Genomic DNA, 25,287 nt, shown 5'->3' with positions numbered 1-25,287 from the left:
GCAGCGTTAGCTTCGTCTTAGTGCTTTTTCTTTGCGGGCGCAGTCTTGCTGGACGACTTGCCCGAAGTGCTTTTTGACGACTTCGCGGAACTCTTTTTTGCGCCTTTGCCGCTTGCCGCCTGCTTGCCCTTCGCTCCGTGATGCTTACCCGATGCTGCGCGCGACGTTGAGGGCTCCGAGCTGCGCGCCCGCGCCGGAGGCACCGGATCGTTCCAGCTGAACGCCAGCATCTGCGCGCCGACATAGCCGCAGCGGAACTTCAGGTCGGCAGCGTCGCCCCCGCCGCTTTGAGGAATACCGAGCCCTTCGACGGTGACGATGTTGTCGACCTTGACGCGTTGCTTGCCTTCGTCGAACGAATCGTTCCACGGTGTGATTGCGGCATGCGCACTGTCGAACGAACTTGGTGGAAACTCGACATGATCGAACGCGGTCGAGGTGCTCGCGACGAAGTTGCCATGTGCGGCGCAATCCGCGATGAGCGGATCGGCGTGCATTTCATTGACAAATCTGTTGACGAGATCGTTGTGCTGTTCGAGTTGATCGGCGAATGCGGGCGCAGTGCATGCGAGGGAGAGGCTCGCTGCGAGTGTTGCCAACCGGCCGACCAGCCGCAGCAATCGGCGCGGTACGTTGGTGCAATCCATCTAGTTCGTTAGCTGCTATCGAGACGTGAGGCACGTAAGATGCCTGGCGGCAGGGTTGAGTTCAATCGTGCCGCAACTATTTTTCGGCCGCGATTTTCGCCGCGCTTTGCGATGCTGGGCGCGCGACTGAACGCATTGACGCGACGAGCTCACCAGCACGTTGATCACGTGTTGAGCGTTGCGCGCGTCTCACGTGCGCGGTCCGCCCAGCCGGTATCGCCGCACATCATAAGTGGTGACCCAGGCAGGGCGGTAGACGGCGATCAACGCCGTGGACATTCCCGTGAACCATGCCTCGCCGGTAGCGAGGAGAAGTACGCTGAGCGCGTAGCCTGCTGGCACGACGGTCGCTGAGCCGTCGGCGAGCGCCACGTGAACGCCGAGCGCCGCAGCCGCGGTGAGCGACACTGTGATAGCCGGCGACACGAAGCCTTGGCCGAAGATGAACATGAAGAGATTACGCGGCAGCCACGCAATGCTGGCTCGCTGGAGCAATGTCGAGATGCCGACGGGCACCGCGCCGAACACGAGGAAGGTGAGTGCGATGCCTTGCCACGGAGCGTCGAAGATCAGGCCGGCAAGGCCGGTGACCACCGCCATTGCAATCAATGCCAGCGCCCAGTCGAATAGCGTCACGACGAGGGTCGCGCCGAGCAGGTGCATGACCGTGCCGTCGTCGAGCCAGGCGTTGCTGGCCCACAGTACCGACAGGGCGACGATGATCGCCAGCCAGACATGCTGCAACGTGCCGTCTTGAAGTCGTTTGAAAGGATTTTTCCACAGCGCGAGCGCGACCGCTATCGCAGTGACGATCCAGCCACCGACAGCAACCCAGAACGGAAGCGGTGTGTAGAGGAAACCCATGAGTCTCATATTACTCGTTGGACGAGAAAAGGTGTGAGCGGATTCCATGCCAGCCGATGCGCGCACTGGCACAAATCGCGCATCACTTACGTGACGCGCAGGCGTCAGCTCACGTGGAGCCTTCTGTGACCGGCCCGGAGGAGGGCTCCGCCACGGACGCGTCGTCATAGGGCGTGCCCGGCTCGGCCACCATCGGCGACGGAGCAGTTGAATCGTTAGCGGACAGGGGATACTGGAAGCGCCGCCCTGTGGCGCGCCGCAGCGGTACGGCGCCGGCCTCGCCCATGACTGGCCGGAGCAAGCCTTCTGCGTTACTGCGCAGTACTTGCAAATGATTTGTCAGCCAACCGTTGTAAAGCGCGACAGCGGCGGCGCGATTGGGCGCGCCTAGCTGCTGGAATATGCTCGTCAAATGGATTTTGACCGTGCCCTCGCTTATGCCCAGTGTGCGCGCAATCATCTTGTTGGTACTTCCCATATGAACGCAGCGCATGATCTGCTCCTGGCGAGGCGAGAGTCCGTTCGACAGTCTCGGCCGGCGCGGTGGCGGGCTCTTCTCGTCAAACGGGCGGATAGCGGTATCCGCCGGCAGCGGAGGGTTGAGCGCCAGCGCGCCGGAAGGCACATAGTGACCGCCTAGCATCACCATTTCGAACGCGCGCACGATCAGGCACGGATCGGTTTCGCGCGGCACGACGCCGAGCACACCCTCATCCATGAGCTCGCTCACCACCTTCGGCGAGATTTTGTCCGTCAGCACTGCAATGCGCAGATCCGGGTAGTGGCTAAGCAGGTTGCGGATGTCGATGACCGACATCCAGTCCTGCCAGTCGACCACGAGCAGGTCGGGCCACTGACGTTTGAGCGTGCGCTCGACCTGGCGCCAGTCTTGTGCTTCGTTAAAACGCGCCAGCCGGTTGATTTGCCGTAACAGCGCCTTGAGGCCGTCGCGTCGTTCCGCGTCTGAGTTGAGAATCGAGAATCGCATGCATGTCTCCAGATGAATCGGGCGAAATGGCGCGATGCATTCGCCAGGCGTTGGGCCGGGCGGGTGTGCGATGCGTCGCCGTTCCTATGATGACAAATTCCCTGTGATTTGACGGCCTGTCCAAAAGGCATAGGAGAAATGACGTACAAAAAACCCCGCACGCGGCGGGGTTCGTCATGGAACTGCGATACGCCGAAGCGGCGCGGCGCCCTAGTGGAAGTGCGGTTGCGCGGGTTCGGCGTCTTCGGGCATTTCTGCGTGGACGATTTCGCCGAGCGGATCGGCGTACAACGGGACGCCGCAGTCATCGCAATATTCAGGCTCGAAGCGGCCGGCGTGGCGGCGCACGTCCGTCACGCCCGTTTCCTTGAGCAGCGCGACGATTTCTTCGAGGGGCGCGTCCGGCGGTGCGGTTTCCTGCGGCTCTTCGTCAATGCCGGCCTCGCCATTTTCACGGCCATACAGCGGCCATACGACGCCGTAGATCACCTCATTGCTGCCGCGGCGCGTAAAGCCGACGCGGTATTCGTCGATGCGGCGCTCGCCGAAGCCCGCAACCACGGCGCGCAGGTCTTGCGGAGCGGCACCAATTGTGTCGAACAGATAACGCACGGCAGTGCGCACCGTGTGAGGGCGCACGCGTTCGTCGGCGTCGCGGCATGCGGAGTAGTAGGCGTCCGGCAACAGACACTCGAACTCACAACCAGGCAGCACTAGCGACAGGTTCGCACCGCCTTGCGTTGCCCATTGCTCGAGGCACTGCCCCCGTTCGATGCGGGTTCCGTGCTCTTCTTCTTGCCAGCGAAACGTCGGCTCGCCGACGGGCGCCGCAACCACGGCGAGCAGGAAGCGCGGGTCGGCAAGAATCGGCGACGTTTCCGGCAGTTCGCCGAAGTTCAGCTTGAGGCTGCCGCCAGCCATGGCTGCTTGTGCAAGCTGTTGGGCAATGCGCCATGTTTCGACGTGATGGCGCGGCAGCTGGTCGATGCTGTAGAGGAACGGCGCCATGGCGACACGCGTGTTCGCGGCGAGCACGTGAGCCTGCAGGTGCGCGCGCAAAGCGTCGGCGGCGTCGGCTTTGAGCGGCCCGGATGGAATCATGTAGCGAGTCCACGCGAGGATGGGCGCCGCAATCAGTAATGCCTCATAAGCCACGCCTTCATGCTCGACGACGAACGACTCGCTGTGCGTCTCCGCCATGTCTGCGAGCGCCCCATATGCATCGGGATGATTCTGCTGCAGATGGTCGAGGGCTGCGTCGAGCGTGGTCTGATTGGCGTTGCGCACGATCTTGGCCAGCAGCGCGTCGAGCTTCGCTTCCCAGAAGCGGTCCTCGGTGCGGCTGCCCGACGCGAAAAGCGCGAGCGAGAGACCGACAAGCTTGTCGGCATCGGGGGGGAGACGTTTGGCGATTCGCGAGCGCATAAATCCGGAAGTTGGGTGCACAGAACCTTTTATTGTAGTCGTTTCCGTGGCGCCATATTATTTGGCGCGCGGTGCTGCAACGATTCGGACGTTTCTGCGCGAAAAATCAGACCGTCGGCGTATGTTTGATCGTGCTTCGGTCGTTAATTCGTCAAATAATGTAAGCGGGTCAGCTAGCGAAAGTGGCTTTTCTATACTGGCCGATTGGACGGGCGCCGAACGCGGCGTTCGTACTTGTCGCCTCGATATGGGGTAACGGGAGATTCATTGTGAAATCGGACCAACTGATTGAACGCCTCGCCGCGGTGTTCGCGCTGATCGTCCTGGTGGGTGGCTCGTTACTGGTCCTCGCGCCATTCACGACGGCGTTACTGTGGGGCGCCATTCTCAGCTATAGCTCCTGGGGGCTCTACCGCAGGCTGACCGCGGCGCTTGGCGGCAGGCGCAAGTGGGCCGCCACGTTGATTGTGTTCATTATTCTGATCGTGGTACTGGGGCCGTTCGTCTACGCAGGCTTCGCGTTTGGTGCGCACGTTCACGACATAGTCGCTCTGGTTCAAAGGTTGTTCGAAGCAGGTTTGCCGGATTTGCCGCCTTGGGTAGCGCGCGTTCCGGTGGTCGGGTCGAGCATTGAGAGTTTTTGGGAGCGTCTGACAAGCAGCAATTCAGAGCTGATCGCTCAGTTGCGTACACTTGCTGCGCCGGCCGGCAAGTGGATCCTTGCGGCAGCCATTGCTGTCACGCACGGTCTGGGGCTATTGGCGCTAAGCATTGTGCTGGCTTTTTTCTTTTATACCGGGGGAGAGGGTGCGGGCGCGTGGTTGAACGCGGGCATGCGGCGTATCGCCGGCGACCGTGCCGATTACCTGCTGGCGCTCGCGGGCAGTACCGTCAAGGGCGTGGTCTATGGAATCCTGGGCACTGCGCTTGTTCAGGGCATTCTTGCTGGGTTCGGCTGCTGGGTAGCTGGCGTGCCGGCGCCTGCATTGCTTGGTCTGGCGACGTTTTTCCTGTCCGTAATCCCGGGAGGACCTGTGGTCGTATGGTTGCCGGCGGCAATCTGGCTCTACCACGGCGGTGCGACAGGATGGGCGCTATTCCTGGTGGTGTGGGGTGTGCTCGTCGTCGGCATGTCCGACAACGTTATTAAACCGATTCTGATCGGCAAGAGCAGCGACATGCCGTTGATCCTCGTCATGCTAGGTATCCTGGGCGGCGCGTTCGCTTTTGGCTTCCTCGGGGTTTTCATTGGACCGACTTTGCTCGCAGTCGCGTACACGGTGCTGCACGACTGGACTATCGGCGCCACCGCTGGCGGTACGTTGGTGTCGGGTGCCAAACCTGCCGTTGCGGAAGAAGTTGGCCGGATAGAAAAGACGCCTTGAGTAAGAGCGAAATAACGCTTGCAAGGTGCTGGCCGGCTCGCTAGAATCTCGCTCTTTCGTGCTCCGGACGCCGGGGCACGGGAAGCGGGAAAGCCAGTAGTGGCAAGGCTTCGAGCGGTGGCAGCGGGTTCAGGCAGTAACAGAAACCTGTTGACGGCGCAGCCGGAGTTCTTCATAATCTCGTTTCTCTGCTGCAGATGCAGCGACGCAGAGCGAAGCGGTGCCGGGTAGGTGTGGTAAGGCGGCGCGGCGTGAGGCGGACCGATCTTTAAAAACTAACAGCCGATAAGTGTGGGCGCTTGATGCGCGACGCGAGCCGGGCCTTTCGGGGTCTGGCGCAAAGCGAAAGTATCAAGTCTCACACAGTAATGAAAGGAAGGTTTGGTCATCGAGAGATGGTTGAACACTTCGTCAGTACGTTGAGTGAGCGACCGGTTGGTAAAACAACCGAAAACAGTAACAGGTTTGAACTGAAGAGTTTGATCCTGGCTCAGATTGAACGCTGGCGGCATGCCTTACACATGCAAGTCGAACGGCAGCACGGGGGCAACCCTGGTGGCGAGTGGCGAACGGGTGAGTAATACATCGGAACGTGTCCTGTAGTGGGGGATAGCCCGGCGAAAGCCGGATTAATACCGCATACGCTCTGCGGAGGAAAGCGGGGGATCCTTCGGGACCTCGCGCTACAGGGGCGGCCGATGGCAGATTAGCTAGTTGGTGGGGTAAAGGCCTACCAAGGCGACGATCTGTAGCTGGTCTGAGAGGACGACCAGCCACACTGGGACTGAGACACGGCCCAGACTCCTACGGGAGGCAGCAGTGGGGAATTTTGGACAATGGGCGCAAGCCTGATCCAGCAATGCCGCGTGTGTGAAGAAGGCCTTCGGGTTGTAAAGCACTTTTGTCCGGAAAGAAAACCTCGTGGTTAATACCCGTGGGGGATGACGGTACCGGAAGAATAAGCACCGGCTAACTACGTGCCAGCAGCCGCGGTAATACGTAGGGTGCAAGCGTTAATCGGAATTACTGGGCGTAAAGCGTGCGCAGGCGGTTCGCTAAGACAGATGTGAAATCCCCGGGCTTAACCTGGGAACTGCATTTGTGACTGGCGGGCTAGAGTATGGCAGAGGGGGGTAGAATTCCACGTGTAGCAGTGAAATGCGTAGAGATGTGGAGGAATACCGATGGCGAAGGCAGCCCCCTGGGCCAATACTGACGCTCATGCACGAAAGCGTGGGGAGCAAACAGGATTAGATACCCTGGTAGTCCACGCCCTAAACGATGTCAACTAGTTGTCGGGTCTTCATTGACTTGGTAACGTAGCTAACGCGTGAAGTTGACCGCCTGGGGAGTACGGTCGCAAGATTAAAACTCAAAGGAATTGACGGGGACCCGCACAAGCGGTGGATGATGTGGATTAATTCGATGCAACGCGAAAAACCTTACCTACCCTTGACATGTATGGAACCCTGCTGAGAGGTGGGGGTGCCCGAAAGGGAGCCATAACACAGGTGCTGCATGGCTGTCGTCAGCTCGTGTCGTGAGATGTTGGGTTAAGTCCCGCAACGAGCGCAACCCTTGTCCCTAGTTGCTACGCAAGAGCACTCCAGGGAGACTGCCGGTGACAAACCGGAGGAAGGTGGGGATGACGTCAAGTCCTCATGGCCCTTATGGGTAGGGCTTCACACGTCATACAATGGTCGGAACAGAGGGTCGCCAACCCGCGAGGGGGAGCCAATCCCAGAAAACCGATCGTAGTCCGGATCGCACTCTGCAACTCGAGTGCGTGAAGCTGGAATCGCTAGTAATCGCGGATCAGCATGCCGCGGTGAATACGTTCCCGGGTCTTGTACACACCGCCCGTCACACCATGGGAGTGGGTTTCACCAGAAGTAGGTAGCCTAACCGCAAGGAGGGCGCTTACCACGGTGGGATTCATGACTGGGGTGAAGTCGTAACAAGGTAGCCGTATCGGAAGGTGCGGCTGGATCACCTCCTTTCTCGAGCTAGACGTGTCAAACGTTGAGCGCTCACGCTTATCGGCTGTAGTAGTAAAGAAACGCAGACAGACTCAGGGGTCTGTAGCTCAGTCGGTTAGAGCACCGTCTTGATAAGGCGGGGGTCGATGGTTCGAATCCATCCAGACCCACCACTGTCTTGTCTGGTGCGCTGGGCGTCTGAATACCTCTGGGGTCACTGTATGACTGGGGGATTAGCTCAGCTGGGAGAGCACCTGCTTTGCAAGCAGGGGGTCGTCGGTTCGATCCCGTCATCCTCCACCAATCCTCAATGCGTAGGGTTCTGTGTCAGGTACACAGAGCGTTGTGCATTGGCGATTGAGCCAGTCAGTAAGGATACGCGGTTACAGCAATCGCGCTATCGGCTGAACGTTCTTTAACAATCAGGAAGAAGTAGTAAAGAGATTCACGAAAGTGTACTTAGAGATGGGTACATGAGTAGGTGAATCAGGGTTGTGATTGTATCGATGTATTTTTAAGTGATCGAAAGATTGCTTTGGAATACGGCGCAACACGAATACTCAACCTGTAACGATTGTGAATCGACAGAGACACACCCGTTATAGGGTCAAGCGAACAAGTGCATGTGGTGGATGCCTTGGCGATCACAGGCGATGAAGGACGCGGTAGCCTGCGAAAAGCTACGGGGAGCTGGCAAACGAGCTTTGATCCGTAGATGTCCGAATGGGGAAACCCACTCCGTATGGAGTATCCATGACTGAATCCATAGGTCATGTGAAGCGAACGCGGTGAACTGAAACATCTAAGTAACCGCAGGAAAAGAAATCAACCGAGATTCCCAGAGTAGTGGCGAGCGAAATGGGAGCAGCCTGTACTCTTTATCTTCATTGTTAGTCGAAGGCTCTGGAAAGTGCCGCCATAGCAGGTGATAGCCCTGTAGACGAAAACAGCGAGGAAGAACTAGGTGTACGACAAGTAGGGCGGGACACGTGAAATCCTGTCTGAAGATGGGGGGACCATCCTCCAAGGCTAAATACTCGTGATCGACCGATAGTGAACCAGTACCGTGAGGGAAAGGCGAAAAGAACCCCGGGAGGGGAGTGAAACAGATCCTGAAACCGCATGCATACAAACAGTCGGAGCCTCGTAAGGGGTGACGGCGTACCTTTTGTATAATGGGTCAGCGACTTACATTCAGTGGCAAGCTTAACCGATTAGGGCAGGCGTAGCGAAAGCGAGTCCGAACAGGGCGTTCAGTCGCTGGGTGTAGACCCGAAACCAGGTGATCTATCCATGGCCAGGATGAAGGTGCGGTAACACGTACTGGAGGTCCGAACCCACTAACGTTGAAAAGTTAGGGGATGAGCTGTGGATAGGGGTGAAAGGCTAAACAAACCTGGAAATAGCTGGTTCTCTCCGAAAACTATTTAGGTAGTGCCTCGTGTATCACCTTCGGGGGTAGAGCACTGTCATGGTTGTGGGGTCCATTGCGGATTACTACGCCATAGCAAACTCCGAATACCGAAGAGTGCAATCACGGGAGACAGACATCGGGTGCTAACGTCCGGTGTCAAGAGGGAAACAACCCAGACCGCCAGCTAAGGTCCCCAAATATGGCTAAGTGGGAAACGAAGTGGGAAGGCTAAAACAGTCAGGAGGTTGGCTTAGAAGCAGCCATCCTTTAAAGAAAGCGTAATAGCTCACTGATCGAGTCGTCCTGCGCGGAAGATGTAACGGGGCTAAGCCATATACCGAAGCTGCGGATGCACATTTATGTGCATGGTAGGAGAGCGTTCCGTAAGCCTGCGAAGGTGCACTGGAAAGTGTGCTGGAGGTATCGGAAGTGCGAATGCTGACATGAGTAGCGATAAAGGGGGTGAAAGGCCCCCTCGCCGTAAGCCCAAGGTTTCCTACGCAACGTTCATCGGCGTAGGGTGAGTCGGCCCCTAAGGCGAGGCAGAAATGCGTAGCTGATGGGAAGCAGGTTAATATTCCTGCACCATTGTTGAATGCGATGGGGGGACGGATCGCGGAAGGTTGTCCGGGTGTTGGAAGTCCCGGTCCTTGCATTGGAGAAGGCGCTTTGGCAAATCCGGGCGCGTAATTCAAGGGTGTGAGGCCAGTCACTTCGGTGACGAAGCAATCGGAAGTGGTTCCAGGAAAAGCCTCTAAGCTTCAGTTCAACAAGACCGTACCGCAAACCGACACAGGTGGGCGAGATGAGTATTCTAAGGCGCTTGAGAGAACTCGGGAGAAGGAACTCGGCAAATTGGTACCGTAACTTCGGGATAAGGTACGCCCCTGTAGCTTGACTGGCCTGCGCCAGGAGGGTGAAGGGGTTGCAATAAACTGGTGGCTGCGACTGTTTAATAAAAACACAGCACTCTGCAAACACGAAAGTGGACGTATAGGGTGTGACGCCTGCCCGGTGCCGGAAGATTAAATGATGGGGTGCAAGCTCCTGATTGAAGTCCCGGTAAACGGCGGCCGTAACTATAACGGTCCTAAGGTAGCGAAATTCCTTGTCGGGTAAGTTCCGACCTGCACGAATGGCGTAACGATGGCCACACTGTCTCCTCCCGAGACTCAGCGAAGTTGAAGTGTTTGTGATGATGCAATCTCCCCGCGGCTAGACGGAAAGACCCCATGAACCTTTACTGTAGCTTTGCATTGGACTTTGAACCGGTCTGTGTAGGATAGGTGGGAGGCTGTGAAGCGTGGACGCCAGTCTGCGTGGAGCCATCCTTGAAATACCACCCTGATCTGTTTGAGGTTCTAACCTTGGTCCGTAATCCGGATCGGGGACAGTGCATGGTAGGCAGTTTGACTGGGGCGGTCTCCTCCCAAAGTGTAACGGAGGAGTACGAAGGTACGCTAGGTACGGTCGGAAATCGTGCTGATAGTGCAATGGCATAAGCGTGCTTAACTGCGAGACCGACAAGTCGAGCAGGTGCGAAAGCAGGTCATAGTGATCCGGTGGTTCTGTATGGAAGGGCCATCGCTCAACGGATAAAAGGTACTCTGGGGATAACAGGCTGATACCGCCCAAGAGTTCATATCGACGGCGGTGTTTGGCACCTCGATGTCGGCTCATCTCATCCTGGGGCTGTAGCCGGTCCCAAGGGTATGGCTGTTCGCCATTTAAAGAGGTACGTGAGCTGGGTTTAAAACGTCGTGAGACAGTTTGGTCCCTATCTGCCGTGGGCGCTGGATATTTGAAGGGGGCTGCTCCTAGTACGAGAGGACCGGAGTGGACGAACCTCTGGTGTACCGGTTGTCACGCCAGTGGCATCGCCGGGTAGCTATGTTCGGAAGAGATAACCGCTGAAAGCATCTAAGCGGGAAACTCGCCTTAAGATGAGATATCCCCGGGGCTTCGAGCCCCTTGAAGGGTCGTTCAAGACCAGGACGTTGATAGGTCAGGTGTGTAAGCGCAGTAATGTGCTCAGCTAACTGATACTAATTGCCCGTAAGGCTTGATCCTATAACAGGTGTGTCTCGACCAGCGTTGGCGCTTCAGCGCCTACACTGGTCCGATCCCCGAAGGGGATGCGCATGAACTCCCAGTGAGTTCGCGCCAGACACCCAGGTTGAGAGATCAGTGTTGTGCCAGAAACAACACAACCCGCACGTGCTGAACGTGCAAAACGAGAGGCATCCTCTCAACTACTTCTTCCCGATTGGCTGTATTGCCCCACCGGCAGTACGGCAACCCGTCAAAGCCTGATGACCATAGCGAGTCGGTCCCACCCCTTCCCATCCCGAACAGGACCGTGAAACGACTCCACGCCGATGATAGTGCGGATTGCCCGTGTGAAAGTAGGTAATCGTCAGGCTCCCCAGCAGCATCAGAAACCCCACCCCAGCAAAGGTGGGGTTTCTGCGTTTACGCGGCCAAAAAACGCGACGATAAAACAGCGAGGCCACCTTACAGCCTCACCGCCTGCCGATCCGCAGCGCGTTCGCATAACCCGTCAGCTCCAGATAAGCCCGCCCGAGATCCGCGCCGTCGCGGCTCACGCGCACCGCGCCTTCCCGGTACACCGCGCCGGTAGACTGCCGCGGGTCCAGTTCCTGATCGTCCATCAGCGGATCGAGTTGCCATGTCAGCGCACCGGTTCGCACCGACATCGACACCAGGTACGACGCGTTCGTACGCGGCGAGCGCCGTGTGTTCATCTGTGGCACTCTGCGAATTCTTGCCAGAAGAGACGCTGCCTAAAAAGCGATTCGCAGCGGCCGTCGGAAAAAACGATCGACGAGCGACCGAACCGATTCAAATATCTGCCAGCCGTGGTCGCGAAACGCTCGCGAGGAGGCTTAGAAACAGTGATCGGTTCACTCAGCGGATCCCCCTCATAGCAACTCGGGCGCCTAACGGTCCTTCAACGGACCCTGACCTCGGAACGATCGTTCCTCCAATGGTTGTATCGCGGCGCCTCCGCTACAGCACATTGCTGCCGTTGGCTTATCCGGCAGGGCAATGCCTCGCGTAGCGACCAAAGACAAGCAATCACACTCCACCAAGCCCAAAAGCCCCACCCCATCCCCGCAAGACCAGATGGCTCCCAACCTATCCGAAATCGCTAACCTCATGAATAAAGTCAATAAGCGCGCGCAGCGCCGGCGGCAGATGGCGGTGACCGGAATAGTAGAGGCATAAGCCCGGCACGGGTCTCACCCATTCATCCAGCACGCGCTCAACACGGCCTTCGGCCAGGTCGTCCGCCACGTACCACTCGGCAAGTTGTGCCAGCCCCACACCTTGTCGTACGGCGTCGCGCATCAGAATGGGCGCATCGAGTACCAATGTGCCCGGCACGTCCATGTTGAACCTCTCGGTTCCCCTGTCGAATTCCCACGGCGACGGCACGCCGCTTGGCAGCCGGGCGCGTATGCACGAATGCTGCAGCAGATCAGCCGGCGACCTGGGCTTAGGATGCCTGATGAAATAATCAGCCGATCCCACTATGGCCATAGGCGTATCGGCTGTTATCGGCACACGGATCATGTCGCCAGGAACGCGCGAACTCGAGCGCAGCCCGGCGTCGAAGCCTTCCGCGATGATGTCCACCAGCCGTCCTTCAGTAACCAGATCGATGGTGATACCGGGGTAGCGGTGCAGAAACCCGACCATAACGGGCTGGAACGTCATGAGCGCCGCGCCAAGAGAACTGTTGATCCGAATGGTTCCCGTCAGCTTGCCCTCGCGCTCGCTCACCGCTGCCATTGCATCCTGGATGTGCGCCACCGCAGGTCTGATCTGCTCTACGAATCGCTGACCGGCCTCTGTCAGGGAGACGCTGCGCGTAGTACGGTGGAAAAGGCGCACGCCTAGTCTTGCCTCCAGGCCCGCCACGGCGTTACTCACGGCCGATGTGGACATGTCCAGATCGAGTGCGGCCGATCGGAAACCTCGCCGTCTCGCCACCGCCAGCACAACCTCGAGTTCGGTCAGACCGCTTCTGTTCATTGTTCTGGTTTCCGCGATAAGTCATCCCTGACTCCCCATATTATCAAATCAATGCGGCGCCCCCAGACTGTCCGTATCCGGGCAGCAGCCGGCGCTTTTGGGGAATCAAAATGTGGAACATCGACAAGGCGTACATAGACGGAACGTTCGTCCCGGTGCACGGTGGCGAAGTTATTGAAACGACCAACCCATCGACGGAGCGGGTCATCGGCACTGCGACGCTGGCTAACCGTGACGACGCCAGGCGCGCAATCGCAGCCGCCCAACGCGCCCAGCAGACGCTCGCGCGCACGAGCAAGGCCGAGCGCATCGACATGCTGATGAGACTGCAGACCGCGGTTCTTGCAAGTACCGAGCGGATCCGTGACGCCACGATCGACGAATACGGCGGTCCCGTCGCGCGCGCCCAATGGGTCAGTGAATACGCGTCGCAGTGCTTCGCCAATACAGCGAAAGCGCTCGACCATTACCCGCTGACACGCCGTGTGGGAGACGCCACTGTGTTCATGGCGCCGGTCGGCGTGGCTGGCCTTATCGCGCCCTGGAACAGCACGGCCGGCACGATTTGCAGCAAGCTGGCGTCGGCGATCGCGGCCGGGTGCGCCTCGGTCATCAAGCCTAGTGAATTGAGTCCCATCCAGACTATGGTGGTCGCCGAAGCGCTGCACGACGCCGACTTGCCTCCGGGTGTTTTCAATATTCTGCTTGGGCGGGGCGCGGACGTCGGCGATGAAATCAGCACCAATCCCGGCGTAGCGAAAATCTCGTTCACCGGCTCGACGCCGACCGGCAAGCTCATCGCCCGTGCCGGCCTCGAAACGATGAAGCGAGTCAGTCTGTCGCTAACCGGCAAATCCGCCTCCGTCTTACTGGACGACGCAGACCTCAACAGTGCAATTCCGCTCGCATTGAACGCCGCCTTCATGAACAACGGCCAGGCGTGCGTGGCCGGTACACGGCTTCTGGTGCCGCGATCGCGCCTTGACGAGGCAATTGAAAAGGTGAAGGCAACGGTCGCAACCATGCGCGTAGGCGATCCGCGCGACCCATCCACTGCCGTCGGGCCGCTTGTCAACCGTGCTCAGTACGATCGCGTGCAGCATTTCATCCGCCGAGGGATCGAGCAAGGCGCTTTGCTGGTGACCGGAGGCGAGGGCCGGCCGGCAGGGCTCGACAAGGGCTATTTCGTGAACCCGACGGTGTTCGCGGGCGTACGCAACGACATGGACATCGCGCGTGAAGAAATCTTCGGTCCGGTGTTGTCAATTCTGGAGTACGAAAATGACGACGACGCCATCCGGATCGCGAACGACTCGATCTACGGTCTTCAGGCGTACGTGTTCTCATCGCAGACTGGGAGGGCGGAGCGCGTCGCCTCGCAACTGGAAGCAGGCACGGTGTTGATCAACCGCATCAAGCCCGAACTTCTCGCGCCGTTCGGTGGGCTGAAGCAGTCCGGATTGGGGCGGGAGTTTGGCGTCTTTGGTCTGGAGGCATTTCTGGAGCCGAAGTCCATCGTCTTGGCGTAGTGAGGCAGAACGGGTAATACCACATATCCTCGCGGCGCCTCCGCAATTGCGTGTCTGGGAATCGCCGCTCTTCGAACAGTTGCGCGCAGTCGCTCGATCCTTCCGGAACGCAGTGCAAAAAACAGCGCGCTAAAGCGCTGCATTCGGCACTACATATCTACCTCACGCCTGTCCGCGAGCACAGCCCGACCCCGCGGACAGGCTTTTCCCAGCATCCAGGTTCATCTCTGCTGCATCGCAAACTTTAAAACTGTAGCGGGTACAGTTAATTGTCTGTAGTCGGTAACTGTACCTTTTAAAAGGGTACAAAACACCTATCATTCGCGCATCCGCTTCCGAACAGAATGAGAGCAACTGGAGAACGAAGAATGATTGCGTATCCGACTCAGTCAGGTAACGCGCTGCTCGAACGGCCGACGCGGGATCGCACGCAATCGGTTCGACATCCGCGGCATTCGGGAGGCCGGCAAGGCCGGGCGCGGCGCGTGGGCGCGGTGCTTCTGTTGGCGGGCCTCAGTGTCTATTGCGCACATCTGGGGGAAACCGTTGCGTGGTCATCGCTGAAAGGCGCCAGCTTGCTGCTGGTCGCAGCGGCCGTCGTCGGAATGAGCCTTGCCGTCGCGGCGACTCTTAAGGCGGCCGAACTGTTGAGCAGACTGCGGCAGCTCACTGCCGCGATCGAAGCAGACACCGGTGAAGGTACAGAAGCCATGTTGTCCGAGGACGGACCGCCGGCGATCGCCAGACTGGTTCGCGCGATCAACGCGGCCGCCCGCTATCGCGCCGGTCGTCAGGCCGAGCTGCTGCAAGTACTCGCTGCCTATGCGCACGATCAGCGCACGCCATTGACACGCATGGGCATGCGCTGCGAACTGCTCGAAGACGCAGTGGTACGCGAAGCATTGCAGCGCGATCTCGCCGAGATGGTCCAACTGGTCGAAGCCAGCGTGTCTTGCGCGAAGATGCAATGCAACGTCGGCGAGCGGACAGAGCGGGTCGATGCGGACAATCTGCTGGGCGCACTAGTTGGCGATTACTGCGACGCCGGGCGCACCGTGGCATTGGAGGGAAGCGTGGGGCGTCCGCTCGTCACCTGTCCGCATGCGCTGCGCCGTGTGCTGATGAACCTGATCGACAACGCGCTTCGGTACGGTGGCGACGCGCGCCTGTGTGTCCGCGTCGAAGCTCGCCAGCTTGTACTGGCCGTAGTGGACTCGGGGCCCGGCATTCTGCCTGAGCAAATGGACGCAGTGTTTGCGCCTTGGTACAGGTCTCCAGAGACATCCGCGCGTGTGTCGGGTTCAGGCCTGGGGCTCGCGATCGCACGGCGTCTAACGCTCGCCATGCGCGGCGAACTGCAACTGGAAAACCGTTGCGCAGGCGGCCTCGAAGCACGGCTCACCTTGCCACTCGCGACCGCCTGAATAACCTGGCATAAAACCCGCCGATCGTTTCTGCAGGCAGCGCTTGCATACTCAATCGACACGCGAAACAGGTACACCACGAACCCGGTTCGCACACGCACATCTCACGTCTTCGGAGACACGTTCCAACGGTGCGTCACCGGATACCTTCCGATACCGGGCCGACACATCCGGGATACATTTCGCGCTTCTAATGGATACATGGCGCGAGGTTAGCAACGTCGAGAAAGCACTCGACGCAATACGTGCCCAGGCACATCGTAGTTGCAGTGATGGTTCTTGCAGTGACAGTTCTATAACTCAAACGATTCTCTCTCATACTTCAAAGGATCAAATCATGAAACTTCGACATCTCGTCGTCAGCAGCGGCCTCGCGATCGCCGTCGCCGCATTCGCATACACGCCGGCCTTCGCGGCGGACGCGGCGGCTGCCGCGTCGGACAGCACCGCAGCGACCAGCAAACCGGCGCCGACGAAGAAGTCGGTTCGGGCAGCTAATCGCGCCTTCTCCAAGACGGTCCATAAGGCGATTTTCAAGACCAAGGGTCTCGAACAGTCGACGATCGCCGTCTTCGGCGATGCAAAGACGGGGCATGTGACGCTGTCCGGTCAGATCGAAAGCGAGGACCAGGAAGGTATCGCCGTCGACGCTGCAAAGAAGGTGCCGGGCGTGACCTCGGTCAGCAGCAAGCTGACGCTGCGCGAGCAAGGCGGAGGCTAATACACCAGGGCGACACATGGCACAGCGTCTGAACGGACAACTGCGCCGCACGTGTCGTCACCGGCAAGCCTCGAGCCGTTTCGCACTATGTCCACGCACGCTAATGGAGATGGATCGATGACCGTACCTTCCAAAGACCATATCGTGGTTCGCGCGCTGCTGAACGTGCTCGATCCGTCCGCCGAGCAGCTCGACGCGTGTGCGAAAAAACCGTTCGTGAAGCTCAAGAAGCGCGGCTTCAACGCCTGTGCGCCCGCCGCCGACGACAATCGCCGCGTGGTGGGACAGCCAGCCAGCATCGTAGTGGTCGAGCGCTTGTCGGCGAGCACGATCAGCGTCTCGTGGAGCGACGCGTGTTCCGGTCGCTACACCGAACAGATCTGGTGCAGCGGTCTCGCTCACGTCGCCGCCGTCTGCGCGCTGACGGGCCGCGCGATTCATCGCGGCGATCAGGTGTTTCGTCCGCGCACACGTGAAGTGCGTGTGCCGCCGAATCGCCATCAGATGATTCTTGCCGCGACGATCGGTCATCGCGCCGACCTCGCAATCGCGGGAACGTGACACTACTGGCTTTTTGAAGCTCGACGCTCGCGGCTCCCGTATTCGTGAGCGCAGCACAGCAAGCTTCGACTCAACCAGTCATGCGGATTCTCTCAATGCGCCCATTCAGCGCCTTTTTCGTGCTCATCGGCACCTTGCTCGCAGCGGGCGGGTACGGAGCAACGTTTTTCCTCTCGATGCATTTCCACTCGATGGGAGGAAACGACCTCGACACCGGACTGGCGCTTGCGGAAGCGACAGTCGGCACGCTCGTCGGAGTCCCGCTGGTGGGCTGGTTCGCTCAGCGCATCGGCGCCGCCCGCACGACCGCTCTCGCGGCGTTGTGCATCGGTTTGGGCGTGGCGGGGTTTGCGTTGATCGACCGCATGAGCGGTCTCAGCGTATTTCCAGGCTTTCTCGTGGGATTCGGCTGGGGCGCGTTCTGTCTTGCTGCGCCGATGGCGCTCGCGGAACGCACGAGCGATACGGACCGCGGCTTCTGGTTCATGCGTTTCGGCACGATCCAGATGGCCGGCATCGGCGGATGTCCTGCCGCGGCCGCGTTCGCCATTCGTTCATGGCATTGGCCGCTTACCAGCGTGCTCTATCTCGTCGGTGGTCTGTGCGCGCTCGCCGCGCTGATGCTCGAAGTATTCGGCCGGATCTCGCCGCATGCGTCGGCGTCGCCCGTGCAGGAGCGCTGGCTGCGACAGATCGGCGCAATTAGCCGTACGCGTGCGGCTTATCCGATTGTGATGATCTCGCTGTGCGCCTGCGTTTTCTCGGGCTTGATGACATTCCAGATGTCTTTCGTGCAAGGCACGCATGCACAGGCGGGTACCTTTTTCAGCCTGTATGCGGTGACCGTCGTGGCTACCCGCTGGCTGCTGACGCGCGTCGTGATCCGGCTACATCGCGCAGTCGCGACGAAGCTGCTGCTCGGCATCATGGTGCTCGGCATCGCAGCGATGTCCGCGGTGCCGTACTACACCGGGTTCCATGCGGCGAGCGCCGTGTTGCTCGGGACCGGTTACGGTCTCGTCTATCCGACCATTCAGGCGCAGGCGGTCAACGATTCCGCCGCTGTGCACCGGCCGGCCGCGTTGACGTGGTTCGTCGTCGCGTACTTTGTTGGCACGTTCGGCTTTCCGGCGATCGGCGGCTGGGTGCTCGTTCATCTGGGCAAGATCGCTTTGATTGGGCTGATCGCGACATGTGGCCTCGCGGCGCTCATGCTTGCAATCATGCGTGACAAGCACGACAGGCCCAGCATCCGCCCGCTTGCGGGGGCTTGAATAGGCGCGCGTTGCGCGTGTGCCGGCTTACGGCGCAAGCGCACGCAATGCACTGACGAATCGTTCGTCGCTGAGATAAGCGACGTTGAACCGCGAGTATGCCGAGACGCGCTCCGACGCGGGCGAGAAAACGGCGCCCGGCGCCAGAATCACGCCGCGCTCCAGCATTGCCTTCGCGAGTTTCATCGAGTCGTTCCATTCGGGCAATGACGCCCACAAGTACATGCTTTGTTCGCTTTCCTTGAAGATCTCTGCGCCCAGCTTTTTGAGCGCGGTTTTTGCGGTTGCGGTCGCGCGCTTCAATTTTTCCTGAAGTTGGTTCGTATGCCGAAGGAAATGGCCGTCACTGACAATGGCCGCGAGCGTCCTCTCGCTGTATTCCGAGCTGCTTACGTGGATGAGCATTTTTACATCGGCGAGATCGCTCGCGAGCGCCGCGTTGCACGCGAGAAAGCCGACGCGCAATGCCGCCGAGACCGACTTCGAAAAGCTGCCCACATAAATGGTGCGGCGCAGTTGATCGAGTGTGGCGATACGTGTCAATGATCGCGGGCGCAGGTCGGCGAACGCATCGTCTTCAACGATGACCGTGTCGTGTGTTTCGGCAAGTTGCAGAATGCGATAGGCCTTCGCGGCGCTCGTATCGGTGGCCGTTGGATTATGTCCGACCGATTGCGTGAAGAACAGCTTCGGCCGGTGCTCGATCATGCAACGCTCGAGTTCGGCGAGATTCGGTCCGTCTACTTCGCGCGGCACGCCGATGATATTCGCGCCGCTCAATTTCAGTTTGCCGAACAGCGGGTAGTAGCCAGGGTCGTCCACGAGCACGGTGTCGCCCGGTCGCACGAAATAACGCAATACGAGATCCATGGCCTGATTGGCGCCATGCGTGAGAACGATTTGTGAAGGCGCGGCCTCGATCTCGTAGCCAGAGAGCTTCTGTTGCAGCGACTGGCGCAGCGGCAGATAACCGTAGCGGCTGCCATAGCGAAATAGCGACGCGACGCCGGTGCGCACAACCCGCTGATGGTACTGATCGAGTCGAGTCGCTTCCAGCCATTCGATAGGCGGAAAGCCTTCGCCCAGATTGAGAACGTCGGGCTTGACCTGCAATTGCTCCCGCATTAACCAGACGGTGTCCATCGCGCGATCGAGCACGCCGCTTTCTTCTGTCTCGGTTGCGGCTCTTGCTCTTTGCGCGACATAAAAACCGGAGCCCCGCCGAGGCTCGATCAGTCCGCTCGCGGTGAGCATTTCGAATGCGCTGATCACCGTGTTCTTCGAGCAACCGGACGCATCAGCATATTCCCTGATCGAAGGAAGTTTGGCGCCTGCCGGAATCACGCCTTCTTCAATCTGTTTGGCGAGATTGTCTGCCATGGAACTCGACAGACTCGCACTTCTACGCAAGCTCATTAACGCGACTCCGGCGGGATATGAAAGTGTCACTGGTACAGCGGTGCAACTGTAAGCGCAAACTGTACCTTTTAAAGGGGTACGGTCCGCCTATTATTGATCCTTTAATTCATAGTGCGCAAGCACGAATGAACGCGGCGACCGTAACCCCAGGGACAGTACATGGCTATCGATTCAACGCTGCCGAATTTCCGTTCACTCAGCCCGCAGGAGCGTCTCGCTCACATCTGCAAAGAGGTCGGTCTGGATGACGCGCAATACTCGCAATTGGCAAAGCCCGGCGCGTTGCCGCTTGAAACGGCGAATGGAATGATCGAGAACGTGATCGGTACTTTCGAATTGCCGATGGCGGTGGCCGGCTACTTCCAGATCAACGGCAAAGACGTCATCGTGCCCATGGCAGTAGAAGAGCCGTCTATCGTCGCGGCCGCTTCGTTCATGGCGAAACTCGCGAGAGTAAGCGGCGGTTTTCAGACGTCGAGCACCGGACCGCTGATGCGCGCACAGGTACAGGTGGTCGGCGTGAGCGATCCCTATGGCGCGAGATTGGCGATCCTCAAACACAAGGACGAATTGATCGGCCTTGCGAATAGCCGAGACAAAGTACTCATTGGCTTAGGTGGCGGTTGTCGCGACATCGAAGTGCACGTGTTTCCGGACACGCCGCGCGGTCCAATGATAGTCGCGCATCTGATCGTCGACGTGCGAGATGCGATGGGCGCGAACACTGTCAATACGATGGCCGAGTCCATCGCAGAACGAGTGGAGCAGATAGCCGGCGGAAAGGTGCGTCTGCGCATTCTGTCTAATCTCGCCGACTTGCGGCTCGCGCGTGCTTCCGTACGCTATTCGGCGGACACGCTCGCTACAAAAGACTATTCCGGTGAGGAAGTGATCGACGGTGTGATCGACGCGTATCTCTTCGCCGCGCTCGACCCGTATCGCGCGGCGACGCATAACAAGGGCATCATGAACGGCATCGATCCGGTGATCGTCGCGACCGGCAATGACTGGCGCGCGGTGGAAGCGGGTGCGCATGCGTATGCGACGCGCGGCGGACGCTATACGTCGCTCACAACGTGGGAAAAGGCGCACAACGGCGACCTCGTCGGAACGATCGAAATGCCGATGCCGATCGGACTCGTCGGCGGCGCAACGAAGACGCATCCGCTCGCGCGTCTCGCACTCAAGATCATGGACGTGAAATCGGCACAGGAACTCGGCGAGATTGCAGTCGCCGTTGGCCTTGCGCAGAACATGGGTGCTTTGCGCGCGCTCGCAACAGAGGGCATTCAACGCGGCCATATGACCTTGCATGCACGCAACATTGCTTTAGGTGCGGGCGCAACGGGTAACGATGTTGACTGGGTAGTCAAGCAAATGATAAGTTCTGCGGACTTCCGCACTGACTTCGCAATAGAAGTTCTACAGCGTCCGCGAGATGCATGACATCTGCGCGGATAAGATTTTGCCGAGGCCGCAATCGACGGTCCTCGCAAAGCGAGACGGCGCTCTGCATGCACCGGCCATTCCGTTGTACCGGCGCGCCGCGAACATCGCGCCAATTCGCAACCATGCGGAGTACTTTCCCGCTATATGACTGAGCTGTCACTGTTGCGAGTGAGCCGCGCTTGCTTGAGTAGCGCAGACCATGCGTGACATCTTCGCTGATTGAATTAGACGGAACCTAACCGCAACTCGAAAGGCCCACGGCGATGTTCTCGCCGTGCATGAGGCGTCGCGAGGCGCACGCCCAGAATAAAACATCTTGGTCAGGAGACAGACATTGAAATCATCCAGTGCCAGTGCAGCGTCGGCCGCCGGCGACGGGTCGGGCATTCACGCGCACGTCGACGCGTCCACCTTCAGGCTTGCCGAAGTATGGGGCGATACCGTCGATCTCCGCCATCTGGCGTGGTCGGTGGCCTTAGGCGTGGCAATTAGCGTCGCCGCGTTCGAGGCCGGCAAGGCGGTGCTGTCGTCGGCTGTCAGCGACGCGGCCATCGTGCGTGCCTACGCAATGCTGATCGGCTTGGGCGGATGCCTCGCGGCGGGCGCGCTCAGTGCGTTCTTTTTCAAACCCAAGCGCGTGGTGACCGACCACACGGTTGGCGAATCGGACCGCCAGCATGTGTTGAAGCAACTCGCTGAAGAAGGAGGCGGCATCGGATCGATCGCCGATCTTCCGCCAAACGCTGCGGCCGAATTAAAAGAGTTGGGACTCTACGATCTGTTCGCCGCATACGAGTTATCCGAGCAAGCCGCGCAAGCAAAGGGAGAACGCTGATGGACTCGCTGATCCAACAGTTTCCGATGGCCTTGGCAATGGGACTGCTCGGCGCTGTCGTCTTCGCGGCGATCGGCCTTGTTTCCGGCACCGACGAAACGACCACGATCGCACCGTTGACCTTGCTGGTCGCATTGCTCGGCGTGCCGCCAGCCGGCGTGTTCACCTTCTTCATGGCGGGCGCGGTTGCCAAGCACATGACCCACGCCATTCCCACCGCATTGCTAGGCATTCCCGGCGACACGATGGCCGCGCCGCTTCTCCAGCAAGCCGCGATGCTGCGCTCGCTTGGTGTGCCTCATATCGCGTTGCGCAAGATGATCTCCGGCGCGATCGTGGCGGCATTCGTTGCATTGCCCTTCGCCGTACTGTTCGCCGTCATGCTCGCGCCTTTCGGCAGTCTGATCACGCGCGCGGCGCCGTGGGTGTTTCTGTTCGCGGCGGTTTGTATCGCGTACTTTTCGGCGGGACGGTGGGCTTCGGTGCTTCTACTGATTCCGTTCGTGTTGCTGATAGTCGGATTGCAAACGCTCACGCGCAGTCACGGCGTCAATCTGAGCGTCAGCTATTTTCTCGGCATTGCAATTGGCCCGCTGATTGCCGACCTGTTCTCGATACTCTCACCGGTCGAACGGCGACGCATGCGTCGCGACCACGTGTCGAACTTTGCGCTCGCGCCGGACCTGAAAGGGTGGAGCGGCTACTTTCCGAATCCACTGAAAGTACTCGACCGGCAACAGACGGCATACACAGTCGCGACGGCGGCGGTATCGAGCGCGACCTTCGTGTTCAGTCCCGTCGCAATGACGGTATTGATGGGCGAGATAGTCGGCGCGCGAATCCGTCATGCGTACCATCGTTTGACGACGGTCATTGCCGTGCGTAACGGCGTAACCGAAGCCACTTACATTGCGGAAGCGCTGATCCCGTTGATCGCGTTCGGACTGCCGCTGAGTCCGGTGGCCGCGGGTCCTGCCGCGCCGCTTTTCAATGCGCCGCCGCGCTTCACCGTGAACACGGCGACCGGCCACATCGACAACCTTCATACGCTGATGACGACGTGGCAGTTTCTCGTCTTCGGCCTGTTGTCCATCGTGCTGGCCGCGCTGATCGCTTATCCGCTCGCGATGAACTATGCACACCGCGCCGCATCTTTCGTCGCGCGCAAGCTGAGTCACGAGGCGATTATCGCGACGTTCTCCGGGCTGATCGTCGTGATCGGTCTTTGGGAAGGGCAGTTGCTGGGGCTTGCCGTGATCCTCACGGTCGGACTGTTTGGCGGATTGCTGTCGCGTCTGTTTGCGTTCAATGCGGGCGTCCAGTTCATGGGCTATTACGCCGCCGTGCTGAGCGTGCCCGCAATCATCAAACTCTTCTAACAGGACACGCGCTGCGCGCCTGCTGCGATGAATTCGAATTGCCAGCAGGTCAGCCGCGCCGGGCGCGCATCACGGTGACCTTGAATGGACGAATCTTGCTGTCGCCTGTGCGGCGAACACGGAGCCGGGAATCAGCCCCATGGCGCCGGCTGCGACCGATGCGGCGAGAACGTGACGTCGAGCGGGAGAAAAAGGTGTTGAAGACATGTTTGATTTCCTGACGCTATAAAGAGCCGGCGAGCCGTTCGCGGCGAACCGGAATGTTCACGAATAGAGCGCTCCACAGCGGAATTTGTCGATGCGACTAACCTGGCTGCGTTGATAGAGCTTGTTGAGTGCCGCGAGCTGACCGTCTTTCTCGGCGCGCAACAGTTTCTGGCGAACCAGCGAGGAAAGACGTGTAACGAAAGGCGGGAATGACGTTGCAGGATAGTAGCGGTCAGCTATACCGCGTTCTATGAACTGCAACGTCATCGGCGCGAATAGATAGCGCGGCAAACGCAATTAAATGAAGCCGACGCACCGCGTCGTATGCAATCGCTCAGATATGTATCCGCAACGATTGCACACCGCGCAGATTATTATGGCGGTGCCAGTTCAACTGGTCGAGATCATCGGGCTGCATCTGCGGAAAGCGCGCGAGAAGATCTCGCAGCGCCACCTCCATTTCGAGCAATGCGAGCCTTGCGCCGACGCAATAGTGAATGCCGCCGCCGAATGCGAGGGAAGGGACATTCGGACCACGGTCGAAGTCGAGTTGATCGGGATGCGAGAACACCGCGGGATCTCGATTCGCTGCGCCGGTCAGCATGAAGACGATCGTGCCGGGCTTGAGCGTCACGTCGTGAATCACCACTTCCTCCAGCGCAGTGCGTACCACCATTTGCACAGAACTGTCGAAGCGCATGCACTCGGCAACCGCCTTTGCGATAGTTGCCGGCTCGCGCCTGAGCGCTTCGAGTCGCGCCGGATGCCGAAACAGCGCGACCATTGCATTGCCGATCATGTTCGACGTGGTTTCATGGCCTGCAATGAACATCAGTATGACGTTGGAGACGATTTCGTCGTCGCTTAAAGTCGTGCCCTCGTCCTCGACATGGACCAGCGACGAAACGATGTCGTCGCCGGACCGCGCACGGCGCTGCTCGATGACCGTGCGGAAATAGCGTTCTAGCGCGAGCGCGGCTTCATTCGCATCGGCGAGCGCGGCCTCATCGAGCGGCGCGAGATCGAATGCGGCGACGAGGCGGCTCGCGGCCTCGCCGAGTTTGGTGCCGTCAGAAGAGGGAATATCGAGCAGGCGGCAGATGATCTCGACCGGCAATGGCAATGCATACTCGCTCACCAGGTCGAATTGGGCCGCAGAGCCGATGCGATCCAGAAGTTCACGACTCGTCGCTTCGACTATCTCTCTCTGCTTTTCAACTTGTCGCGCGTTGAACGCTTTCATCAGCAGCGTCCGCAGTTTGGTGTGCACCGGCGGGTTCATCATCAGAAAGGTGCGGCTGAGTGCCTGAAATACCGGTTGTTCAGTGGCCGCGTCGCCGTAACGTGCGCGTACACTTTGCAGATAGGTCTTGCCCATGCGCCGGTCGCGCAACAGCGCGTCGATGATCTCGAAGCGGCCCGTGACGAGCGCATTGGGCCCGACAGGCAGCAGCGGACCTGACTCCCGCAGCTTTTCGTACATCGGATAGGGATCGGTAAAGAAGGCGGGAGACGAGAAGGTCGCGAAATTCATCGTGCTGGGTGTTCCAGTAAGTCGGTGGACAGACGGCTACGCCGGTTTCAATCGATAACACCTGGCAGGCTTGTCTTATTCCATCCGCCGCACCGAATTCTGTCCATGCGGAGGAAGCTGAACGCGAGCCGTCTTCGTTTTGTATCCCAATGTGTCTGCATGCCGGGGCGTTACATAACGTTGCACCGGCGCGG

16 protein-coding genes, 2 tRNA genes, 3 rRNA genes and 1 pseudogene are annotated in these 25,287 nt (G+C 59.3%); 14 read left to right on the top strand and 8 right to left on the bottom strand.

The annotated features are described in order from the left end of the window. Nucleotides 1-17 precede the first annotated feature (17 nt). The 4 genes from OH764_RS11055 to OH764_RS11040 form a co-directional block, all read right to left on the bottom strand. Nucleotides 18-647 (bottom strand): BspC domain-containing protein, encoded by a 630-nt coding sequence (locus OH764_RS11055; protein ID WP_498846831.1) that lies wholly within the window; start codon nt 645-647, stop codon nt 18-20. A gap of 189 nt (nt 648-836) precedes the next feature. After that, nucleotides 837-1,511, bottom strand: coding sequence for an energy-coupling factor ABC transporter permease (locus OH764_RS11050; protein WP_498846830.1), 675 nt, complete (start codon nt 1,509-1,511; stop codon nt 837-839). Nucleotides 1,512-1,620: 109 nt separating this feature from the next. Next, nucleotides 1,621-2,499: a helix-turn-helix transcriptional regulator gene (locus tag OH764_RS11045; protein ID WP_498846829.1), complete on the bottom strand. Its 879-nt coding sequence runs from the start codon at nt 2,497-2,499 to the stop codon at nt 1,621-1,623. 210 nt (nt 2,500-2,709) lie between these two features. Beyond that, entirely contained in the window at nt 2,710-3,924 is a 1,215-nt protein-coding gene (locus OH764_RS11040) for a DUF2863 family protein (protein ID WP_088173606.1), read from the bottom strand. A gap of 269 nt (nt 3,925-4,193) precedes the next feature. On the opposite strand from OH764_RS11040, the gene OH764_RS11035 reads away from it, so the two are divergent. From OH764_RS11035 to rrf, 6 genes are all read left to right on the top strand, one after another. Continuing rightward, the gene (locus OH764_RS11035; RefSeq protein ID WP_498846828.1) at nt 4,194-5,309 is read left to right on the top strand and encodes an AI-2E family transporter; all 1,116 of its coding nucleotides are present in this window, start codon (nt 4,194-4,196) and stop codon (nt 5,307-5,309) included. Nucleotides 5,310-5,776: 467 nt separating this feature from the next. Continuing rightward, a 16S ribosomal RNA gene (locus tag OH764_RS11030) occupies nt 5,777-7,309 on the top strand. A gap of 75 nt (nt 7,310-7,384) precedes the next feature. Continuing rightward, nucleotides 7,385-7,461, top strand: a tRNA-Ile gene (locus OH764_RS11025). Between the two features lie 54 nt (nt 7,462-7,515). After that, nucleotides 7,516-7,591, top strand: a tRNA-Ala gene (locus tag OH764_RS11020). Between the two features lie 302 nt (nt 7,592-7,893). After that, a 23S ribosomal RNA gene (locus OH764_RS11015) occupies nt 7,894-10,772 on the top strand. 238 nt (nt 10,773-11,010) lie between these two features. After that, nucleotides 11,011-11,124: ribosomal RNA gene (gene rrf / locus OH764_RS11010) — 5S ribosomal RNA — on the top strand. The 16S, 23S and 5S rRNA genes sit together here with 2 tRNA genes alongside, the layout of an rRNA operon. A gap of 100 nt (nt 11,125-11,224) precedes the next feature. Here rrf and OH764_RS11005 read toward each other — a convergent pair. Together OH764_RS11005 and OH764_RS11000 are read right to left on the bottom strand one after the other, a co-directional pair. Continuing rightward, nucleotides 11,225-11,455 (bottom strand): annotated as a pseudogene (locus OH764_RS11005) (lipocalin family protein); the annotation flags it as partial. A 406-nt stretch (nt 11,456-11,861) separates the two neighbouring features. Next, nucleotides 11,862-12,761 (bottom strand): LysR family transcriptional regulator, encoded by a 900-nt coding sequence (locus OH764_RS11000; protein ID WP_498846827.1) that lies wholly within the window; start codon nt 12,759-12,761, stop codon nt 11,862-11,864. A gap of 110 nt (nt 12,762-12,871) precedes the next feature. Here OH764_RS11000 and OH764_RS10995 point away from each other — a divergent pair, with 110 nt between their 5' ends. From OH764_RS10995 to OH764_RS10975, 5 genes are all read left to right on the top strand, one after another. Next, nucleotides 12,872-14,290 carry an aldehyde dehydrogenase family protein gene (locus OH764_RS10995; RefSeq protein WP_498846826.1) on the top strand — a complete coding sequence of 473 codons (1,419 nt, stop codon included), beginning with the start codon at nt 12,872-12,874 and terminating at the stop codon, nt 14,288-14,290. 368 nt (nt 14,291-14,658) lie between these two features. Next, entirely contained in the window at nt 14,659-15,714 is a 1,056-nt protein-coding gene (locus OH764_RS10990) for a sensor histidine kinase (protein WP_498846825.1), read from the top strand. Between the two features lie 337 nt (nt 15,715-16,051). Beyond that, on the top strand, nt 16,052-16,435 hold the full coding sequence (locus tag OH764_RS10985) for a BON domain-containing protein (RefSeq protein WP_498846824.1): 384 nt from the start codon (nt 16,052-16,054) through the stop codon (nt 16,433-16,435). A 117-nt stretch (nt 16,436-16,552) separates the two neighbouring features. Continuing rightward, a complete protein-coding gene (locus OH764_RS10980; RefSeq protein WP_498846823.1) occupies nt 16,553-16,996 on the top strand; it encodes a DUF3331 domain-containing protein in 444 nt (147 codons plus the stop codon). A 95-nt stretch (nt 16,997-17,091) separates the two neighbouring features. Then, nucleotides 17,092-18,270, top strand: coding sequence for an MFS transporter (locus tag OH764_RS10975; protein WP_498846822.1), 1,179 nt, complete (start codon nt 17,092-17,094; stop codon nt 18,268-18,270). A 27-nt stretch (nt 18,271-18,297) separates the two neighbouring features. On the opposite strand, the gene OH764_RS10970 is transcribed toward OH764_RS10975, so the two are convergent. Further along, nucleotides 18,298-19,686, bottom strand: a complete 1,389-nt coding sequence (locus OH764_RS10970) for an aminotransferase-like domain-containing protein (RefSeq protein ID WP_498846821.1) — start codon at nt 19,684-19,686, stop codon at nt 18,298-18,300. A gap of 162 nt (nt 19,687-19,848) precedes the next feature. On the opposite strand from OH764_RS10970, the gene OH764_RS10965 reads away from it, so the two are divergent. From OH764_RS10965 to OH764_RS10955, 3 genes are all read left to right on the top strand, one after another. Further along, on the top strand, nt 19,849-21,135 hold the full coding sequence (locus tag OH764_RS10965; protein ID WP_498846820.1) for a hydroxymethylglutaryl-CoA reductase: 1,287 nt from the start codon (nt 19,849-19,851) through the stop codon (nt 21,133-21,135). 337 nt (nt 21,136-21,472) lie between these two features. Beyond that, nucleotides 21,473-21,973, top strand: a complete 501-nt coding sequence (locus OH764_RS10960) for a hypothetical protein (RefSeq protein ID WP_498846819.1) — start codon at nt 21,473-21,475, stop codon at nt 21,971-21,973. Then, nucleotides 21,973-23,352, top strand: a complete 1,380-nt coding sequence (locus OH764_RS10955; RefSeq protein ID WP_020070062.1) for a tripartite tricarboxylate transporter permease — start codon at nt 21,973-21,975, stop codon at nt 23,350-23,352. The genes OH764_RS10960 and OH764_RS10955 overlap by 1 nt, the downstream gene beginning before the upstream one ends. 541 nt (nt 23,353-23,893) lie before the next feature. Here the strand turns inward: OH764_RS10955 and OH764_RS10950 are convergent. Beyond that, nucleotides 23,894-25,093, bottom strand: a complete 1,200-nt coding sequence (locus OH764_RS10950; RefSeq protein ID WP_498846818.1) for a cytochrome P450 — start codon at nt 25,091-25,093, stop codon at nt 23,894-23,896. Between the last annotated feature and the right edge of the window lie 194 nt (nt 25,094-25,287).

It is taken from the genome of Burkholderia sp. M6-3 (assembly GCF_050858985.1).
GTDB classification, from domain to species: Bacteria; Pseudomonadota; Gammaproteobacteria; order Burkholderiales; family Burkholderiaceae; genus Paraburkholderia; species Paraburkholderia caledonica.
The sequence above is the reverse complement of the archived record's forward strand: the minus strand, read 5'-3'. Positions and strand labels throughout refer to the sequence as shown.

What these genes read in the sequence shown, in the direction of transcription:
- OH764_RS11055 (WP_498846831.1), bottom strand. Translation starts at nt 647, where the DNA reads ATGGATTGCACCAACGTACCGCGCCGATTGCTGCGGCTGGTCGGCCGG.
- OH764_RS11050 (WP_498846830.1), bottom strand. Translation starts at nt 1,511, where the DNA reads ATGGGTTTCCTCTACACACCGCTTCCGTTCTGGGTTGCTGTCGGTGGC.
- OH764_RS11045 (WP_498846829.1), bottom strand. Translation starts at nt 2,499, where the DNA reads ATGCGATTCTCGATTCTCAACTCAGACGCGGAACGACGCGACGGCCTC.
- OH764_RS11040 (WP_088173606.1), bottom strand. Translation starts at nt 3,924, where the DNA reads ATGCGCTCGCGAATCGCCAAACGTCTCCCCCCCGATGCCGACAAGCTT.
- OH764_RS11000 (WP_498846827.1), bottom strand. Translation starts at nt 12,761, where the DNA reads ATGAACAGAAGCGGTCTGACCGAACTCGAGGTTGTGCTGGCGGTGGCG.
- OH764_RS10995 (WP_498846826.1), top strand. Translation starts at nt 12,872, where the DNA reads ATGTGGAACATCGACAAGGCGTACATAGACGGAACGTTCGTCCCGGTG.
- OH764_RS10990 (WP_498846825.1), top strand. Translation starts at nt 14,659, where the DNA reads ATGATTGCGTATCCGACTCAGTCAGGTAACGCGCTGCTCGAACGGCCG.
- OH764_RS10985 (WP_498846824.1), top strand. Translation starts at nt 16,052, where the DNA reads ATGAAACTTCGACATCTCGTCGTCAGCAGCGGCCTCGCGATCGCCGTC.
- OH764_RS10980 (WP_498846823.1), top strand. Translation starts at nt 16,553, where the DNA reads ATGACCGTACCTTCCAAAGACCATATCGTGGTTCGCGCGCTGCTGAAC.
- OH764_RS10975 (WP_498846822.1), top strand. Translation starts at nt 17,092, where the DNA reads ATGCGCCCATTCAGCGCCTTTTTCGTGCTCATCGGCACCTTGCTCGCA.
- OH764_RS10970 (WP_498846821.1), bottom strand. Translation starts at nt 19,686, where the DNA reads ATGAGCTTGCGTAGAAGTGCGAGTCTGTCGAGTTCCATGGCAGACAAT.
- OH764_RS10965 (WP_498846820.1), top strand. Translation starts at nt 19,849, where the DNA reads ATGGCTATCGATTCAACGCTGCCGAATTTCCGTTCACTCAGCCCGCAG.
- OH764_RS10955 (WP_020070062.1), top strand. Translation starts at nt 21,973, where the DNA reads ATGGACTCGCTGATCCAACAGTTTCCGATGGCCTTGGCAATGGGACTG.
- OH764_RS10950 (WP_498846818.1), bottom strand. Translation starts at nt 25,093, where the DNA reads ATGAATTTCGCGACCTTCTCGTCTCCCGCCTTCTTTACCGATCCCTAT.